This window comes from Micromonospora maritima (assembly GCF_902825405.1).
GTDB classification, from domain to species: Bacteria; Actinomycetota; Actinomycetes; order Mycobacteriales; family Micromonosporaceae; genus Micromonospora; species Micromonospora maritima.
In genome coordinates, this window is sequence record NZ_CADEAU010000062.1 from 1 (window position 1) to 17,482 (window position 17,482).

Consider the following 17,482-nt stretch of genomic DNA (forward strand, 5'->3'; position numbering starts at 1 on the left):
CCTGGAGATCACGCCCGCCGTGCCGCCGGCCGAGGCCAGCGCGGTCAGTCGCCCGGACACGCCCCCACCGGCCGCCCCGGCCCGCCGGGCGGTGGCCTGGCCGGTAGTGCTGCTGGCCCTGCCGGCGTTCGTGGCGATCTGGTCCGGGTGGGTTGGCCTCGGCGGACTCACCGGGTTCGGCATCGTGCACCCGCTGCCCGGGATCTGGGACAGCTTCTCCATCAACTCGGCGATCACCCTCCCGATCGGGGTGGAGACGTACGGCGCGTACGCCCTCTACGTATGGCTCTCCGGCCGGGTACCCGCCCCGGCACTGCGGTTCGCCAAGTGGTCCGCCCTCGGCTCCCTCGCCGTCGGCGCGCTCGGCCAGGTCGCCTACCACCTCCTGGTGGCCGCCGGGGTCACCTCGGCCCCGTGGTGGATCACCACCGCCGTCGCCTGCCTGCCGGTCGCGGTGCTCGGCATGGGCGCCGCCCTCGCGCATCTCGTCCGCACGCACGACTAGTTCCGCCCGGCGGCGCGGCCCTTCGGCCTAGGAACCGTGCCGCGCCGCCGGTCCCCCTACCGATCCGTAAACCGTTGGAGGAACCCCCATCATGAACCCCCCGAACGACGACGACCGCTTCGACTGGCATGCCGCCGAACGCGATCTGAACAACCCGGACGCCGACGTGGTCGACCTGGACGCCGCCCGCGCGGCCCGCAACCCCACCTCTGACGACGACGGCGGGCCGGTGCTGGTCGATTCGCCGGCCGCGCAGCGGTCGCCGCGGTTTACCCTCGACGGCGCCCGCACCGGGCAGCGCCGCCCGATCCTGCCCGCCTGGTTGCGCTCGGGTGACGAGCTGGTCGACGTGATGCGGTGGGCGGTCGGGCACCTACTGCACACCACCGCCTACCACCTCATCCGCCTGCCGAAGTACGCCGGCAAGCTCACGCTGCGCGCCCCGGTCGGCGCGTGGCGGCTCGCCTCCGGGGCGACCCGGTGGGTGTTCGACTGGGAGGGCGAGCAGCTGCGGCAGTCGACCTCGGCGACCCGTGACGGTGAGCTGTACCTGAAGCTGTCCCGGCAGCGTGACCGCCGCGTGAGGTGGCGGGGCATCGTCGCCACCTTCTCCCTCGCTCTGTCCCTGGTCGGCGGGGCGGCGATGGCGTGGGCGCCGAGCTGGGCGCAGTGGGCGATCCCCGCGCTGCTGGTCACCCTGTGCGGGCTGGCCGGTCAGCCGGCGGACAAGCCGCTGCTCGACACCGCCGTGGTCATCCCCCGCGTCGCCCGACTCACCTCCGACGTGGTGGTACGTGCCCTAGCCGTGCTCGGCATCGCCGGCATCACCCAGGCCATCGCCAAGCAGGGCACCAAGGCGATCGCGTTCACCGCCCCGATCACCCGCGACGGCCCCGGCTGGCGGGCCGACATCGACCTGCCGCCCGGCGTTACCGCAGGCGACGTGATCGAGCGCCGCGACCGGCTCGCTGCCGGCCTCACCCGCCCTCTCGGCTGCGTCTGGCCGGAGGGGCAGCCGGAGGTGCACCCGGGCCGGTTGCTGCTGTGGGTGGGCGATCAGGACATGGCCGCCACCCCGCCGAAGCCGTGGCCGCTGCTCAAGGCGTCCGGGGCGTTCGACCTGGGGCGGCCGGTGCCGTTCGGCACCGATCCACGCGGCCGGGTCATCTCCATCGAGATGCCCTACACCAACCTGCTGATCGGCTCGATTCCCGGCTACGGCAAGACCGCCGCCACCCAGGTGCCCATGCTCGCCGCCGCCCTCGACCCCTACGCCGAGCTGTGGTGCTTCGACTTCAAGGGCACCGGCGGCCTCGACCCCCTGGAAAAGGTGTCCGCCCGCTACGCCTCCGGGCAGGACGACGACACCGCCGAGCAGGGCCTCCTAGCCCTGCGGGAGCTGCGCAAGGAGTGCCAGCGCCGCGCCGCCGTCATCAAGGGCCTGCCCAAGGCGGTGTGCCCGGACAACAAGGTCACCCCCGAGCTGGCCCGACGCAAGAAGTTGGGCCTGCACTGGCTCGTGGTCGCCCTCGATGAGGTGCAGGAGCTGTTCTCCCACGCGGAGTTCGGCAAGGAAGCCGGCGAACTGGCCGAGAAAATCATCAAGCTCGGCCGCGCCCTGGGCGTCATCCTCGTGGTCGCTACCCAGCGGCCGGACGCCAAGAGCCTCCCCACCGGCGTCTCGGCGAACGCGGGCACGCGGTTCTGCCTGCGGGTCATGGGCCAGATCGAGAACGACATGATCCTCGGCACCTCGGCCTACAAGAACGGCATCCGCGCCACGATGTTCGCCAAGAAGGACAAGGGCGTCGGCTACCTCGTCGGCGCGGCCGACGACGCACAGATCGTGCGCACCTTCTACGTCGACGGACCGACCGCCGAGAAGATCACCGATCGGGCGCGCGCCCTGCGGGAAGCGGCCGGCACGTTGACCGGCCACGCGATCGGGCAGGCCGCGCCGACCCCGGCGGACCGGCGAGACACGCTGCTCGACGACATCCTGACCGTCGTCCCCGCGACCGAGAGCAAGGTGTGGGCCGAGACGCTGACCGAGCGCCTGGCCGACCTCAACCCCGAGGCGTATGGGGACCTGACCCGCGATCAGCTCACCGCCGCGCTCAAGCCGTACGGGATCACCACGGGGCAGGTGTGGGGCACCGACCCGACCACCGGCAAGGGCGCCAACCGGCGCGGCATTGACCGAGCCGACATCGCCGACGCAGTAGCGGAGCGTAATAAGCGCCGAGGGGACAAAGCCGCCTAACCCGGACGGCATGTGGGTGCTAGGTCTAGCGGCGCCCCCCGCTAGACCTAGCACCCCCGCTAGCAACCCACTCGATACCTGGCCAGTGCCCTAACGACTAGCGGCGTTGGCCCTCTGCACCCTGAACTCGGCTCGTGGAGGCGTTTCGTGACCACCATTGCCCTGCTCGCTAGCCTCACCATCCTCGGTTACGCACTGTGCTACCTCGCCGTCTGCGCGGCCTCGCCGTGGGCACGTTGCCGCCGCTGCCACGGCCGGCGCTACCACCGCATGGCCATCGGCACCCGCCGCGACTGCCGCCGCTGCGACGGCACCGGCATCCGCGTCCGCATCGGCCGCCGGCTGCTCGACTACATCCGCGCCGAGTACCGGGGAGGCCACCAGTGACCGCCCGGCGTATCCAGCGCCGCCGCACCGCCGGATGGCGGATGCCTGCCGGTGCCGTCTACGTCGGCCGCCCCACCCGCTGGGGGAACCCCTTCGGCCGCAGCACCACCGGAGAAGGCCGAACCGAAGCGATCCGCCTGTTCCGGCGATGGGTCGTCGAGCACCAGGAGTACGCCGCCGCGGTCCGTGTCGAGCTGGCCGGCAAGACCCTGGCCTGCTGGTGCCCGCTCGACCAGCCCTGCCACGCCGATGAACTCCTGCGCATTGCCAATGAGGTGCCCCAATGACCGGCGCCGACGTGCACACCAGGTGGTGCGGGCGGGACCACCGCTGCGGTCTCGGCGAGCACCGCTCGCCAGAGATCGTGGTCGACCTGCCCGGCCGTGCCCGCGCCGTCCTGGTGCGCGTGCGCACCGCCACCGGTCGCGAGCACGCCGAGGTACGGGTGAGGGTCGCACTTGCTCCCGGCGAGGTGGCCGCCCGCCGCCAATTGGTCGGGCTGCTCGACGACCTGCGCATGGCCGTGAACCGCGCCGCGATCGCGGCCCGACCCCGGCCGAGGCGGGCCGCGTCATGACCGTTCTAAACGTGTTGTCGCTGTTCGCCGGCATCGGCGGCCTCGACCTCGGCTTGGAGCGGGCCGGGATGCGGGTCGTGGGTCAGGTCGAGATCGACGCGTTCTGCCGTTCCGTGTTGGCTCGCCACTGGCCGGAGGTGCCCTGCCATGACGACGTCCGTACCGCCGCCAGGTGGTGGCGATCCCGTCGCCGCCCCGCTGTTCACGTGGTCGCCGGCGGATTTCCGTGCCAGCCGGTCAGCGACGCGGGCCGCAAACTGGCGCAGGAAGACGAGCGGTGGCTCTGGCCCGAGATGGCCGAGGTCATCGCCGCCGTCCGCCCCACCTGGGTCGTCGGCGAGAACGTGCCCGGTCTGCGAACACGAGGCCTTGCCGATGTTCTCCGCGACCTCGATCGGCTCGGATACCGAGCCCGCGCCGGCTACATCTCAGCTTGCGAGATGGGCGCGCCACACCCACGTAAGCGCCTGTTCGTCCTGGCCCACGCCGAAGGCGAAGGACGGTGCCCGGGGCGGCCTCAGCGCAGAGGCGCTGCAGCGCCGGATGGCGATCTCCCGCACGTCGGTGGACCTCGGCGACGCACTGGGTGGCCCGCCGAACCCCGAGTGGGTCGAGTGGCTTATGGGGTTCCCTCCGGGGTGGACCGACGTCGAGCCCTCGGCAACGCAGTCGTCCCCGCCGTCGCCGAACACATCGGCCGCCTGATCACCACCCGCTACCCCCACCGCTGATGAACCGGCCCACCTGCCGGCACTGGACCGCCGCGGACGGCCGGTACTGCCTCGCGGCCGAGGGTGTGCGCCCGTACCTGCAAGGCCCGCGCTGCCCGGCGCACACCCCGGCCGCGATCGCCGGCCAACCCGAACCCGACTCGACGCCGATGCCCCGCCGGCAACCCGCCCCCGCCCGTCCGACAGTGGAAGGAAGGCACCTCGTGCCCAACCCCGATCTCTTGGCCGCCGCGCTCGCCCACGCCGCGCGCGGCTGGCACGTCTTCCCGCTGCGCCCTGACGACAAGCGACCTGCGTTCCCCGACCACACCGCCGACGACTGCGTCGGCCGCGACCCTCGCTGCCGCGCCGGACACGTCGGGTGGGAGCAGCGAGCCACCACCGACCCTGACCGCATCCGCCGCGCGTGGTCGGCGCGCCCCTACGGCATCGGCATCGCCTGCGGGCCGTCCGGTCTGGTTGTGGTCGACCTGGACGTGCCCAAGCACCCCGACGACGCCCCACCGCCGCAGTGGGAGGGGGCGTGCGACGGGTGGGACGTGTTTGCCACCCTCGCCGCCCGCCACGGCACCCAGATCGACCCGGTCGACGGGTTCGGACCGGAAGCCACGCCCCGCAGCGGCATCGACGCCACGTACACCGTGGGCACCGGCAGCGGCGGCACCCACCTCTACTACCGCCATCCGACCAGTGGCCCGGCCTTGCGTAACACCACCGGCGACCGGCGCGGCCTCGGCTGGAAGGTCGACACCCGCGGCCACGGCGGCTACGTCGTCGCCGCTGGCTCCACCGTCGCCAGCCGCCTCTACGGTCTGGCCCTGGACATCGATCCCGCACCGCTGCCGGCATGGTTGGTCGGGCTGCTCGCGCCCGCGCCGCACCCAGCCCGGCGCACAACCGCGGTGAGCCTGCCGGCCGGCCGGCACGGCCGCTATCTGGCTGCAGCAATTCGCCGCCAGGTCGCCCACCTCGCCGCCGCACCCGAGGGCCAGCGCAACCACGCTCTGTTCACCTCAGCCGTTGCGCTGGGGCAGCTCGCCGCTGGGGACGCGCTCACCGACGACGACGTGACCGCCGTCCTGGAACCTGTCGCTCTGTCGGTCGGGCTGCGGCCCGGCGAGGTGGCCCGGACGATCGCCTCGGGGCTGCGGGTCGGCGCGCGGCAGCCTCGCCGCCTGGCCGACTTGGGGAGGGCGGCATGACCGAGCGTTTGCAAATCGGCACCGGTCCCGAAACCATCCGCGTCCTCAAAGCCGCCCTGACCGAAGGACTACTCCCCGACACCTACGTCTCCGCCGGGCAGCTCGTGCACATGGAAGCCGTCTCCGGCGGCCTCACCACGGCAGCCGACGAGGACTCGCCGCTGCCGGTGTCCGCCAGCGTGGTCACGCCGGCCGGACTGGCGGGGCTGCTCGCCGAGCACGCCTACGTCTACCGGCTCAAGACCCGCAAGAGCGACACCGGCGACCCCGAGATGTTCGAAGAAGAAGTCACCCCGCCCCGCGACACCCTCGCCTCGGTGCTGGCCGGGAAGACGTGGCCGGGTGTGGCGCCGCTGCGCGGCATCATCGGCGCACCCGTCCTCCGGCGTGACGGCACCCTGTTGCAGCAGCCCGGCTACGACCCGGCCACCGGCCTCTACCTCGCATCCAAAGTCGCCCTACCCCCGGTGCCCGACGAGCCCACTGCCGAGCAGGTGGCCGAGGCGCGCACGTTCCTGCTCGGCCGGTTTCTGCGCGACTTCCCGTGGGCGTCGGCCGCCGATCGGGCGAACTACGTGGCGCTGCTGGCCACGCCGATCCTGCGGCACTTCACCCGATCTCTGACGCCTTTCGCGCTGATCGACGCCACCATGCCGTCATCCGGTAAGACGATCCTTACCGCCGGCCCCGGGATGCTCTACGGGCAGCGCGTCATGACCTGGGCCTACTCGGATGAAGAGCTGCGCAAGTCCATCACCGCCGTGTTGGCCGAGCAGGTCGGCGTGGTCATCTGGGACAACCTCGCCGAAGGCAGCGTCATCGACTCCGCCGTGCTCGCCCAACTCGTCACCAGCGGCGTCTGGTCCGACCGGCAGCTCGGCGCGTCGCGGAACATCGCCACCGTCAACGACCGGCTGTGGATGGCCACCGGCAACAACCTGCAAGTCGGCGGAGACATGGCGAGCCGCACCGTCCGCGTGCACCTCGACCCCGACATGCCCCGCCCCGAACTCCGCGACCAAACCGGATTCGGCATCCCGCACCTCGACCAATGGATCACCGACCCGACCAACCAACTCACCGTCCTGTGGCACCTCTTGGTCCTCGTCCTCGACTGGACCCGCCAAGGAGCGCCCAAGGTGTCCGGCCTTTCGATGCGGCAGTTCACCCCGTGGGCGCAAGCCCTCGGTGGATTCCTCGCCCACCACGGCATCGGCGGGTTCCTCACCAACGCCGCCGACATCCGCGAGATCGACGAAGACGAAACGCGCTGGCGCGCGTTCCTCACCACCTGGCACGACCGCCACGGCGGCCGAGCGATCACCGCCGCCGACCTCCGCCGCGACGCCGAACCGGTGCAGCTCGGCAGCGACGCACACGACCCGTGGGACGGGCAGTTCATCACCACCCACAACGGCCGCCTACCCAACCCGCTGCAACTCGGCCGCATGCTCACCGGACAGGCCGGACGCTGGCGCGGCAACCACGTCATCCGCGCCGGCCGCAACGACCGAGGCGACCGGGCCGTCTTCTGGGTCGAGCACCACGACGGATGAAAACCGCTGAACCATCTCCGCATCTCCGCAACGCCGCACCAGCCCGCCACCACCAGCGGAAACACCTTTCGGAGATCAGACCATCAGGAACCGTCAATCTCCGCATCTCCGCAACCTTCCTGCGGAGATGAACCTCGGTTGCGGAGATGGCCGATCAGCGGACTGTCGCATCTCCGCAAGCATTCGCCCAGCTCACGGCCATGTTTGCGGAGATGCGGAGATGCGGAGATGGTTCAGCCCTTTCCCGACCAGGAGGCGACCGGAGCAGCTCGTCGCACGCTTATGCCAGAGTGCCCCTGTGCGAATGACCGACGATCACGGCCAGGTACTCGACGCTGAGTTCTCCGTAGAACCCGATGGCAATCAGGTCGCCGTCATCCTCGAAAGCATGAGCGGCCGCGCCACGGGCAGAGCAGCCAGGAACACCGACTATCGGGCCGCACTGGAACTGATCTTGCAACGTCTCAAGGACCGCCGAGCTGTCATCGAGACAGCCATCGTCGACTCGCAACGCACCCAGCTACTTCCCGAGTCGAGCCGTCGCCTGATCAACGAGCCCGTTCACCTGGCCGATGTTCCCGACCCTCGCGGGCTCCGACGAAAGCTGACCAACGCCCAAACCACGATCGGGCAAGCGCCCACCGCCCGGCGCCCCGGCAACAGCACCAAACGGATTCGACTTCGTCTCAGCGTCCCCGGCTACGACTCCTCCAGCTCGGCTCGGCTGGCGGTCGACCTCGCCGCAGGATTGGCGTCCACGGCAGCCGGCGGACCCGAAAGCCTCCCAGCCGACCCGGACGAGTTGCGGAAGGCGATCGAGGACTTCCCAGGCGATCCCGACGGCCGCCGCCTCGCCGCATACCGACGCGAGCAAGGCCAGCTCAAGCGACGCCTACGTGACATCGGCGGAACGACGTGCGCACTCTGCGGTCGTGAACTGCCACCACAGTTCCTCGTCGCCGCCCACATCAAGAAGCGCTCCGAGTGCACGGAGGTCGAGAAGCTCGACTACGACAACGTGGCGATGCTCGCTTGCGTTCTGGGGTGCGATGGCCTCTATGAACACGGCTTCATCGCGGTCCATCCGGGAGGTGTCATTGCCGTCAGCCCACAGGTAGCGCTCGTCCCTGCGGTCGCAGCTCACTGCAGCAGTGTGTTGACCGAGAGGACAACCGACTGGTGGTCCCGCAGTCGAGAGCCCTACTTCGCCTGGCACAGAGACCACACCTTCCGACGCACCCTATAGACAGGCTGCGGCAAATAGATCGCACTCCCTGCACGGCTAGCTTCCATCGCACGAGATCATCACTAATCCGCCAGCCAATCAGGCCGCGCGACTTAACTGTCAATCGATGCACTAGACCGCGATCACTCAAAGGCGTTCATTGACCCGGCCGCTTCCTCACGCGAACCGGCGACCGAGTGGTCAATATTCAGCCCATGCCTAAGCAGACGCCTCGCCTCCTCGGCTTGACCGTTGATTCGAAGAAGCCGCACCAGGTCATAGCTCGCCGAGGGGTCTCCCATCCGGACTCCAATTCGGCAGAGGCCAATTGCCTCGTCGATTCGCCCAATCCTTGCAAGCAGTTTGTACAGAGTCTTCCGGGCGCGAGCGTTATTCTCCTTTGCCGCTTGCAGGTTCAACTCGATTGCTTCCTCAGTCCTCCCCCAGCGAGCCAAGTAGAACGTGAGCTGCTGTCGCGCGTTCTCATCACCCCGGCATATTGCGAGCCTAAGCAATTGCTCCGCGCGGGCATCATAGCCACGCTGAACCATGACCCGCGCACCCGAACGTGCAGCAGTATTGCTGCCGAGGGTCGCTGCCGAATGATACAGGTCCAAGGACTTCTCTTTGAACCCGTGCTTCAATCCATACTTCGCTACGTGCAGCACCGCATTCTCACGGTCACCCCCAAGCGCGCGTGCGCATTCCTCTATCGCATCATCGAGATGGCCTTGACGCACAAGACCTTCGACCACCTGCATCCACCATGGATCCTGCAACTTTACCTTGAGCGACTCGGCCTCGGCGTGCCGCCCCTGCTTGTTCAACAACCTTGCCGCATGCTTGCGCGCGTTAGCAGCACCAGCCTGGACTGCAATTAGATAAGCTTCAATCGCCCCATCGGGATCGCCCTCATCCTCCAGCACGCGTCCCAACGCAACCGCACTTTTCGAGTCACCTGCCTCTACAGCCTTCTTCAGAAAAACGATTCCTTCGGCAACCCGCCTACGCCTTACAAGAAATTGTCCGAGCTCCTTATTTGAGAGGACATCACCCCCATCACTCGCCGCCCGGTATTGCTCTATCGCTTCGGCGTCTCTACGCCTTTTTGCGAGATAACGAGCGAAGTAACGGCGGGCTGGCGCATGGCCAGCATGAACTGCTCTTTCAAAGAGAGGCTCCGCGTAACCGTAGAGCAGCCGGCGATCGGCGCGCTGAGCGAGCAAAAGCAACTGAGACGGGTCTGCCACATCCTCGGCTAGAGCGTCCCACACTCCTCCTGGAACCGAAACGGTAGCCCGCGACTGCTGGCCATGCTGGAGGACATAATCAGCAACCTCGTACCCAACTACCTGATCCCTTGCATCTCCGACGCAAGGGATCAGTACCGAAGTCGCCCCCCGCAACTCAGTTAACGAATAAGAGAGAGCATGTTCGAACCAATCGCTGGCAGCCCTCGCGAAATCCCTGCTCGTCAGATATGAGGCGGCGGCATCCTTGAGCAAGGATCTGCCGAGTGGCGGAATCACCCCGATGTTCTGTATATCAACGGCCGCGTTTATGAGCGCCATCGAGTACGGGTCCGCATCCTGCCATCGCTGGATCAGATCCGGTGCACCCGCGAGCACCTGCGTTGGCCCGTAATCCTTATCATTCAAAGCCACCCGGAGCCGTGGATCATGCTTCGATACCTCCCGTGCGCGCTCCATTTCTTCTTCGCTAAAAGTGGCCGGAACTCGAATCACCCGCGCGAGACTCAACACTTCGCGAGCCCCTGCGTAGACGTCAGGCGCGGGATGAGGTGGCGGTGGCTCGGTGAATGATTGAAACCGATCCGGCCAGATGGTGCCAATAATTACAGCGGGTGAATCTCGGCCCAGCAAACGGAGAATGTCTGGCTTCGCCAACCCTGGACGACCCTCCTGAGGAAGGTACTTCTGAATTTCATCCAGCCATATGATGGGCCGCTTCAATTGTTCTGCCTCTTCAAACAATCGCGGCATCTCACTGGGATCACGCGGCGGGATGACAATATCCCATTCACCTAGGGTGACGCGAACAGCCTCATAGGCACAACGGGTTTTGCCTGCAGAAGAGGTGCCCACAAGGAGAATGAAGCAGCAGCAGCCGCCCTTGGCCGCAGCGATTGCCGATCGAACCTCGACATCTACATCTCTGGAAACGTACGTAGGTAAGTATTCCCATCCGTCAGGTCTAGAGGATCGCGTCGGACGACCACTTTTAATGGACGGATGTATACCCGCCCATGCCGGAGGGTAGTCCCGCACCTTCACGATTCGCCAAGGCACAACAGGCGACCGACCACTCAAATCCCTTGGCCACCGCCACGCCAATACACTTACCACTAGTCCTGCTAGGGCCAGTATGGCTCCGCCAATGCTCGCCATTTTGTCGCCGGCATCGAGACCGCTCCATTGAGATAGCTTTCCGATGACGTTCCACTGCACCGCCTTCATCATCAGCGCGGCCAGTATGAGGAGGGCGCAAGTAAGGAGCGGCCAACGAAGACCTGCCCGCCGCCTCACGACACCCTGCCCGGGAAGACGATCGACATCCGAACCTCCGGGTTCTCATCCACTCCGAGCGATGGCGCAGTTCTATACAGGAAGACCCAACCAAGGCAATCACCCTACTGGCCAGGCCTTCCTTGGTCGATGTCACGGCACCGATGCGCCCTGCCAAGCGGGCCTTGACGGGTCGGACACTGACCGAGCCGTGGGTTGGCTGCTCGGTCTGCAGGATCGTTGGGCGACCGGACGCGCCCCTTCAGCGACCCAGGAACCGGCCCGCTGGGCGCTTCCCACTTCCTACGCCTGCCACCCAACGGCGGAGGGTCCAGCCCGATTCGCGCCGTTTGATCTATTGCTATGACTCGGAACTACTCGACCAACCCAGAACCGGAGCGCATGGAGTCATGCCCACCGCGGCCCTCTCAACCCACTGAGCTACCTACGTCGTGGAGCTATTCGTGGTGCGAAGTACAGCCATCCACGGCAAGGCGGGCGCGCCAGGGAAGAGCTTTCCGCAGCTAGGGAAAGCCACGCAGCCAGAGATTGTTGCGTGGAGGCCACTTCTAATCCCAAGGCCGCAGGTTCGAATCCTGCCGGGCGCACCACCGTCACCCCAGGTCAGCGGCTTTCCCGTCCTGGTCCGAGCGATCATCGCGGCCCTCGTACAGCCACGTCAGCCGAAGAGGTGCTTCGCGGCCTCGTCCGCGGCGGCCGCCCTCGATCTCCGTCGGGACGTGGGCGTAGATGTTCATCGTCAACCCGATCCGGCTGTGACAAGACCTCGAGGACCTCGGGGCGCCGCCCCGAACCCCGACCCTCCCCGGAGGTGCCGCCCCGATCACCTCGGCGGGCACCACAAGGGCTACCAGCCTCCCCGGACGGTCTGCGACTGCCCGACGAGGAGAGCCGCTAACGGCTACGAGAGGTAACAGCATGTGCTGACCGAGCGGACCGTGCGACGAGAACAGCGGTGAGCACGTGTGCAAGGACGATCAGGCTGACCGGCACCAACCATCGTGGCTCGATCACACGGATTCTGAGTGATCCGTATCCGCAGATGAGCAATCCGCTGTTCATCAAGCCCAGCAGGGAGACTGCCCAGGGACGGGGGAGGCGGGTGGCCCATGCGATGAGTAGTCCGAGTACCAGGGCGCTCGGGATTCCAACCTCAAGCGTGATCAGCACGGTGGATCCGAGTGTTTCCGGACCGTCGATCTCTGGATGGCGGTCGATGACGGAGCCCGCGTAGGTGGTTGCGAGGGCGAGGGCACCGAAGACCACAAAGCCAACGATCCCTCCCCGCAGCCCATCTATGACCCAGGAGGGCAGAACGCGGCGGGACGGGGGGATCATGGCGTAAGCATGGCCGACCGGACGTCGCGGCGAGAGCCGGTGCGCCCCTCGCGTGCCCGTGCGGACAGGTGACATCGGACAACAGCGGCCAATTCCTGAGGGTGGCGGGAAGCGCGGCGACCTGGGCCAGGCCAGGTCACTGGTCGGGACGATCACGGTTGCCCGCTCTGCCGAAGTGGCGCTCGCCTGCGCGTCGATACAGTGACCGCCATGCGGCGTGAGCTTGCACGGCATCACCTGTCACGACTCGTCGCGTGGACCGGCGACGACGGGCCGGTGCCGGCCCCGGCCGGTGTCGTCGGCCTGGAGTACCGAGGTCGGCTCGGCCACCCCTCCTCCTACGGCTTGCTGATGGCGCGTGCCGCGGAAGCGCCCGGCGTCCAGTTCGACATCCGTTCCACGCCTGTCGTCCTGTCGGTGCCGTGTGACGAGGCCGTGCTCGGGCTGACGGAATCCGAGTACCGGGCAGCGCTGTCCGCTGCGGGACTCGCTCTCGGCGGTGGGCTGGTCGTCACCGGCGTGGGCGAAGGTCGGATCGGCTCATCGGTCGTGGTGTTCACGCGGCTCGTCGCGGTCCTCTCCGTACTCCTGGCTGTCGGCTCCGAACCGGTTGCCGACGCGGAGCTGTGGGCGACCTGGGACGAGCCCTGGCGTGCCCGATGCGCAGCAGCGCGAGACGCGTGAACAGGCCCCGCCGGGGAGCACCCGAGCAGGCGGACCGCCTGACGCTGCTGACCGAGTGGCGCAGGATCGCGCGCGGTGGGCCTAGCCTCTGCCGTATGCGGAGACGCCTGAGGGTCGCGCTCGGTGTCGCGGTGGCCGGCGCACTCGTCGCACCGGCCACCGTCCTCGGCGCACACCTCGCCCACCCCAGGGACGTGGACGGCTATCTCGCCTACCTCGAACGGTACGGCGATCCGGGGAGCGACCGCCCTGTGCCGGTGCTGCCGCCCGCCGCCGATCTGGTCGCCGAGGGCGAGGTGGCCTGCGACTGGATGCGGGACCAGCCGTACGCGCTGTGGCGAACGGATTCGCGGTACCACTTCCAGGCGGTCTATGAGCGCTACGAGCAGCACGTCGCGGGCCGCTCGCCGCGGTGGGGCGCCGCGCTGCCCGGGATGACATCGGTGGCCACGGCAGCCTGGGCCCACCTGTGCCCGGCCGAGTGGGAGCTGCGGCAGCCCCGGCGCCGTCCCTTCGCCCCGCCGCCGGACTGATCCGAGCACCCCGGGGCCGGAGACCGTGGACCCGCGGTCGGCTCAGTCGGCACGAGACCGGCCCCATTGTCTGGCCTCGGCCAGCAGCCGTAGGAACTCCTCTTCCTTCGCGCGGCTGTACCGGGCCCGGCTGTCGGGGTGCAGTGCGGCGGCGCGCATCTTGGCGGCCTCGTAGCGCCGAGCCGCGCCCGAGTGGGTCGTCAGGTAGGCGCGAAAGAGCCGGTTCTCCTCGGGCGCCCCCGACGTCACACCGAAGACGTGCAGGTGCCGGCTCCGCCTACCGGCCGTGTCCTTGACGAGGAAGAGATGGTCACCGTCCGCCGGGAAGGCCAGCGGTCGGTGGACGTACCCGAGCCGCTGAAGCGGTACGAGGCCGGTGAGCACGTCGTCGACCTCGGGCACCACCACCTGGATGTCGATGATCGGCTTCGCCATCAGGCCCGGCACGCTCGTGGACCCGATGTGCTCGATGCCGAGCGCGGTGGGCAGCGCGTCCGACAGCAGCAGTCGCTCGGCCTCGAAGCGTGCCGGCCAGGTCGGGTCGTAGGGCACCACCTCGACCGGCGGCGCGTCGTACCCCATGCCGGTCACGGTAGCCACCTCGCGGTCGTCGGCCGTTTCGGGGCGCCGCCGGTACGCCGTCGGCCCGCTGGGTGCCGGCGGCGGTGGCCGGAAGTGTCGCCCGCCGCCCGTACGCTCCCCGCATGGTGACCGAGACCGATCTGCGCCTGCCCGACGGCCGCACCGTGCACGTCTACGACACCGGTGGAGCGGACCGGCTGCCCGTGTTCTGGCACCACGGCACGCCGAACGTCGGCGCCCCGCCCGCGCCGCTGTTCGTCGCCGCCGACCGGCTCGGCCTGCGCTGGGTGTCGCACGACCGCCCCGGCTACGGCGGCTCGACCCCGTTGCCGGACCGGGACGTCGCCTCGGTGGCGGGCGACGTGGCGGCGGTGGCCGACGCGCTGGGCCTCGACCGGTTCGCGACGATGGTCCACTCCGGTGGCGGCCCGCACGCCCTGGCCTGCGGCGCGTTGCTGGCCGACCGGGTGGTCGCGGTGGTGGTCGGCGCCGGGCTGGCGCCCTACGACGCGACCGGGCTGGACTGGTTCGCCGGCATGGTGCCGTCCGGGGTGGCGGCACTGCGTGCCGCCGCTGCCGGGCGGTCGGCCAGGGAGGCGCACGAGGCGTCCGGCGTCGAGTACGACCCGCAGTTCACCGACGCCGACCTGGCCGCGCTGCACGCCGAGTGGTCCTGGTTCGACGGTGTGGTCGGCCCGGCGGTGGCGGCCGGCCCCGACGGGTCGATCGCCGACGACCTGGCGTACGTGCGGCCGTGGGGTTTCGACCCGGCCGACGTCGCGGCGCCGGTGCTGCTGGTGCACGGCGAGCGGGACGGCATCGCGCCGGTGGCGCACGCGCGGTGGCTGGCCGACCGCTGCCCCGACGCCGAGCTGCGCACCTTCCCCGACGACGGGCACATCTCCGTGCTGCGGCACGCCGAGCCGGCGCTGGAGTGGCTCAGTCGCAGACCCGCCAGTCGCCGCCTTCCTTGACCAGCGGAAGGACCTGGGTGATGGCGGCTCCGTCGCGCGGGGTGAAGCGGACGTTCGCCGAGCCGCGTACCCGGCCGTTGTTGTTGGTGACGTTCACTCCGATGATCTCGTAGCCGGTCAGTTCCGGCTGGGCGGACTGCTGCCGGGCGAAGTCCGCCTCGCCGACCCGGTCGCGCACGTCGGCGCAGAGCAGCCCGTACGCGGCCGGGTAGTCGCGGGCGACGATTGCGCCGGCGAAGGTGTCCACGGTGGCGCGGGCCGGGCCGGTGGCGTCCTGCACCGCCCGGTAGAGGAGGAAGCCGCCGACCGATCCGCCGCAACAGCAGAGGGCGAGCACCACGCCCAGCACGATGAACAGCGTCCGCTTGGACTTCTTCGGCGGCACCATGGCCGGCTCGTACGCCATACCGGCAGGGTAGGGAACCCGGGCAACCCGTAAACCGGATGCCGCTCCTCCGCTTCTCGGCGACCATCGACGGATGCCCGCACACCGCCCGCCCGAGCCGGACATCCGGACCTACTACACCGACGTCTACGTCGAGGCGGACCGGCTCGAACGGTCGCCGCAGGGACGGCTGGAGGGCCGGCGCACCCGGGACCTGCTGACCCGACTGCTGCCCGACCCGCCCGCCGACGTGCTCGACATCGGCGGCGGCCCGGGGGCCTACGCGGGTCCGCTCGCCGACGCCGGTCACCGGGTGCACCTGGTCGATCTGGTGCCCGCACACGTGGCTGCCGCACGTGCGGCGTACCCGCGGGTCACGGCCACGGTCGGCGACGCCCGCGCGGTGCCGCTGCCGGACCGGGTGGCCGACGCGACACTGCTGCTGGGCCCGCTCTACCACCTGCCCGACCCGGCGGACCGGTTGGCGGCGCTGCGGGAGGCGGCCCGGCTGACCCGGCCGGGCGGGCCGGTGGTGGCGGCGGTGATCAGCCGCACCGCGGGCCTGATCGACCTGACCGCGCGCGGCCTGGCGGACGAGGAGAACCGGGCGCTGCTGCGGGAGGAGTACGCGACCGGGGTGAACGACCCGCGCACGGGCTTCACCACCGCGTACTTCCATCGGCCGGACGAGCTGGTCGGCGAGTTCACCGCGGCCGGGTTGCCCACACCGACCGTGTACGGGGTGGAGGGTCCGCTCTGGCCGCTGCTGAACGCGCTCGGCACCGCCCCGTCCGAGCGGTTGTTCGAGGACGCGGTGGCCTGCGCCGAGACGTTCGAACAGGACTGGTCCGTGATCGGGGCCAGCGCGCACCTCCTCGCGGTCGCCCACGCCTGATCGGGGGGCGTGGAAAGCGACGCGCCGCGCACCGAGGGTGACCAATTCCGAAAAGGCATGTTATTCTCCGGCGTCAATCTATGCCGTGCGGACCCGGCCGGGTCGCTGCCGGAAGGACACCTCCCCGATGCCGGTGGCTGCCGCCACGCCCCTGTCCCGGTCGCCTCTGGACCGTCCGGCGGGCGGCGCGTTCACCCTGATCTTCACCACCCTGCCGGCGCTGCTGCGACTCACCTGCGGGCTGGTCGGTGCGGTCGTCGCGTTGTCCGTGCGGACGCCACCGGTGCGGGTGGCGCTGCTGCTGCCGGCCGTCGCGCTGCTCACCGCCTGGTCCGTCTGGTACGCCGTCCGCGCGCTGCGGCACGGCGTCGGCGGCGCGCTCGTCGCCGGCGACGTGGCGCTGACCGCCCTCGCCGCGCTCGCCCTGCCCTGGCTTGTCGCACCGGAGGTGCTGCCGGGCGAGGCGAGCTGGGTCGCGGTGCTCGCCAGCACCACGGTGATCAACGCGCAGGCCACCGCCCCGGCCCGCTGGTCGGTGCCGGCCGGCCTGCTGGTGACCGCCGCCTACGCCACCGGGGCCACGATGGCCGGGAACCCGGTCGAGGCCCGGGCGCACACCGGCACGCTGCTGGTGCAGACCGGCTGCACGGCGGTCATGACGGCAGTGATGCGCCGGTGGATCGGGCGGGCCGACGCGGCGTTCGCGGACTACCGGCGCCTGTCCCACGAGGCGATGGTGGCGCGGACCGCGCGCGAGGCCGAACGGCGGCACAACCGGGACCTGCACGACACCGTCCTGGGGACGCTCACCATGGTCGGGCTCGGCGCCGTCGCGGGTAGTTCGGCGGCGTTGCGCGACCGGTGCGCGGCGGACCTGCGTACCCTCACCGCGCTGGCCGGCGCGCGGACCGCGACCGGCGACGCGGACCTGGACGAGCGGCTCCGCGCGGTGCTGGCCGGGCTGCCCGAGCTGACCGTGGCCGCCACACTGGCACAGTGCCGGGTGCCGGCCGCCGGGTCGCTCACCGACATGGGCTGGTCGATCGAGCCCGCCGGGCTGACCCGGCTGCTGGAACGGGTCGCGGCCGACCACCCCGGG

16 protein-coding genes and 1 pseudogene are annotated in these 17,482 nt (G+C 69.6%); 14 read left to right on the forward strand and 3 right to left on the reverse strand.

All coding sequences use genetic code 11. The annotated features are described in order from the left end of the window. From HUW36_RS09270 to HUW36_RS09310, 9 genes and pseudogenes are all read left to right on the forward strand, one after another. Positions 1–505, forward strand: a pseudogene (locus HUW36_RS09270) (ABC transporter permease); the annotation flags it as partial. A 91-nt stretch (positions 506–596) separates the two neighbouring features. Then, the gene (locus tag HUW36_RS09275; RefSeq protein ID WP_174527752.1) at positions 597–2,768 is read left to right on the forward strand and encodes a P-loop NTPase family protein; all 2,172 of its coding nucleotides are present in this window, start codon (positions 597–599) and stop codon (positions 2,766–2,768) included. 147 nt (positions 2,769–2,915) lie between these two features. Further along, complete coding sequence (locus HUW36_RS09280) at positions 2,916–3,155, forward strand: hypothetical protein (RefSeq protein ID WP_174527753.1); 240 nt, start codon at positions 2,916–2,918, stop codon at positions 3,153–3,155. Then, positions 3,152–3,442, forward strand: coding sequence for a DUF4326 domain-containing protein (locus tag HUW36_RS09285; protein WP_174527754.1), 291 nt, complete (start codon positions 3,152–3,154; stop codon positions 3,440–3,442). Before HUW36_RS09280 ends, HUW36_RS09285 begins: the two co-directional genes overlap by 4 nt. After that, positions 3,439–3,732 carry a hypothetical protein gene (locus HUW36_RS09290; RefSeq protein WP_174527755.1) on the forward strand — a complete coding sequence of 98 codons (294 nt, stop codon included), beginning with the start codon at positions 3,439–3,441 and terminating at the stop codon, positions 3,730–3,732. The genes HUW36_RS09285 and HUW36_RS09290 overlap by 4 nt, the downstream gene beginning before the upstream one ends. Positions 3,733–3,743: 11 nt before the next feature. Beyond that, positions 3,744–4,463 carry a DNA cytosine methyltransferase gene (locus tag HUW36_RS09295; RefSeq protein ID WP_246248017.1) on the forward strand — a complete coding sequence of 240 codons (720 nt, stop codon included), beginning with the start codon at positions 3,744–3,746 and terminating at the stop codon, positions 4,461–4,463. Positions 4,464–4,612: 149 nt separating this feature from the next. Then, positions 4,613–5,665, forward strand: coding sequence for a bifunctional DNA primase/polymerase (locus HUW36_RS09300; RefSeq protein WP_174527765.1), 1,053 nt, complete (start codon positions 4,613–4,615; stop codon positions 5,663–5,665). After that, a complete protein-coding gene (locus HUW36_RS09305; RefSeq protein WP_174527757.1) occupies positions 5,662–7,221 on the forward strand; it encodes a hypothetical protein in 1,560 nt (519 codons plus the stop codon). The genes HUW36_RS09300 and HUW36_RS09305 overlap by 4 nt, the downstream gene beginning before the upstream one ends. Positions 7,222–7,525: 304 nt before the next feature. Beyond that, entirely contained in the window at positions 7,526–8,467 is a 942-nt protein-coding gene (locus tag HUW36_RS09310; RefSeq protein ID WP_174527758.1) for a hypothetical protein, read from the forward strand. A 122-nt stretch (positions 8,468–8,589) separates the two neighbouring features. Here HUW36_RS09310 and HUW36_RS09315 read toward each other — a convergent pair whose 3' ends face one another. Then, positions 8,590–10,551: a tetratricopeptide repeat protein gene (locus HUW36_RS09315; protein ID WP_174527759.1), complete on the reverse strand. Its 1,962-nt coding sequence runs from the start codon at positions 10,549–10,551 to the stop codon at positions 8,590–8,592. A gap of 1,989 nt (positions 10,552–12,540) precedes the next feature. On the opposite strand from HUW36_RS09315, the gene HUW36_RS09320 reads away from it, so the two are divergent. Beyond that, positions 12,541–13,014, forward strand: coding sequence for a hypothetical protein (locus tag HUW36_RS09320; protein WP_174527760.1), 474 nt, complete (start codon positions 12,541–12,543; stop codon positions 13,012–13,014). 95 nt (positions 13,015–13,109) lie between these two features. Further along, the gene (locus HUW36_RS09325; RefSeq protein WP_174527761.1) at positions 13,110–13,547 is read left to right on the forward strand and encodes a hypothetical protein; all 438 of its coding nucleotides are present in this window, start codon (positions 13,110–13,112) and stop codon (positions 13,545–13,547) included. A gap of 42 nt (positions 13,548–13,589) precedes the next feature. Here HUW36_RS09325 and HUW36_RS09330 read toward each other — a convergent pair whose 3' ends face one another. Then, positions 13,590–14,129, reverse strand: coding sequence for a GrpB family protein (locus HUW36_RS09330; protein ID WP_174527766.1), 540 nt, complete (start codon positions 14,127–14,129; stop codon positions 13,590–13,592). 122 nt (positions 14,130–14,251) lie between these two features. Between HUW36_RS09330 and HUW36_RS09335 the strand changes: the two genes are divergently transcribed. Continuing rightward, on the forward strand, positions 14,252–15,103 hold the full coding sequence (locus tag HUW36_RS09335; RefSeq protein ID WP_174527762.1) for an alpha/beta fold hydrolase: 852 nt from the start codon (positions 14,252–14,254) through the stop codon (positions 15,101–15,103). Here the strand turns inward: HUW36_RS09335 and HUW36_RS09340 are convergent. Then, positions 15,069–15,509 carry an Rv0361 family membrane protein gene (locus tag HUW36_RS09340; protein WP_174527763.1) on the reverse strand — a complete coding sequence of 147 codons (441 nt, stop codon included), beginning with the start codon at positions 15,507–15,509 and terminating at the stop codon, positions 15,069–15,071. The genes HUW36_RS09335 and HUW36_RS09340 overlap by 35 nt on opposite strands. A gap of 73 nt (positions 15,510–15,582) precedes the next feature. On the opposite strand from HUW36_RS09340, the gene HUW36_RS09345 reads away from it, so the two are divergent. Both HUW36_RS09345 and HUW36_RS09350 read left to right on the forward strand, forming a co-directional pair. Beyond that, positions 15,583–16,383 carry a class I SAM-dependent methyltransferase gene (locus HUW36_RS09345; RefSeq protein ID WP_174527764.1) on the forward strand — a complete coding sequence of 267 codons (801 nt, stop codon included), beginning with the start codon at positions 15,583–15,585 and terminating at the stop codon, positions 16,381–16,383. 127 nt (positions 16,384–16,510) lie between these two features. Continuing rightward, a partial coding sequence (locus HUW36_RS09350; RefSeq protein ID WP_246248019.1) for a sensor histidine kinase occupies positions 16,511–17,482 on the forward strand: 972 nt, incomplete at its 3' end.

What these genes read in the sequence shown, in the direction of transcription:
- HUW36_RS09275 (WP_174527752.1), top strand. Translation starts at nt 597, where the DNA reads ATGAACCCCCCGAACGACGACGACCGCTTCGACTGGCATGCCGCCGAA.
- HUW36_RS09290 (WP_174527755.1), top strand. Translation starts at nt 3,439, where the DNA reads ATGACCGGCGCCGACGTGCACACCAGGTGGTGCGGGCGGGACCACCGC.
- HUW36_RS09300 (WP_174527765.1), top strand. Translation starts at nt 4,613, where the DNA reads ATGCCCCGCCGGCAACCCGCCCCCGCCCGTCCGACAGTGGAAGGAAGG.
- HUW36_RS09305 (WP_174527757.1), top strand. Translation starts at nt 5,662, where the DNA reads ATGACCGAGCGTTTGCAAATCGGCACCGGTCCCGAAACCATCCGCGTC.
- HUW36_RS09310 (WP_174527758.1), top strand. Translation starts at nt 7,526, where the DNA reads ATGACCGACGATCACGGCCAGGTACTCGACGCTGAGTTCTCCGTAGAA.
- HUW36_RS09320 (WP_174527760.1), top strand. Translation starts at nt 12,541, where the DNA reads ATGCGGCGTGAGCTTGCACGGCATCACCTGTCACGACTCGTCGCGTGG.
- HUW36_RS09325 (WP_174527761.1), top strand. Translation starts at nt 13,110, where the DNA reads ATGCGGAGACGCCTGAGGGTCGCGCTCGGTGTCGCGGTGGCCGGCGCA.
- HUW36_RS09330 (WP_174527766.1), bottom strand. Translation starts at nt 14,129, where the DNA reads ATGGGGTACGACGCGCCGCCGGTCGAGGTGGTGCCCTACGACCCGACC.
- HUW36_RS09335 (WP_174527762.1), top strand. Translation starts at nt 14,252, where the DNA reads ATGGTGACCGAGACCGATCTGCGCCTGCCCGACGGCCGCACCGTGCAC.
- HUW36_RS09340 (WP_174527763.1), bottom strand. Translation starts at nt 15,509, where the DNA reads ATGGCGTACGAGCCGGCCATGGTGCCGCCGAAGAAGTCCAAGCGGACG.
- HUW36_RS09345 (WP_174527764.1), top strand. Translation starts at nt 15,583, where the DNA reads ATGCCCGCACACCGCCCGCCCGAGCCGGACATCCGGACCTACTACACC.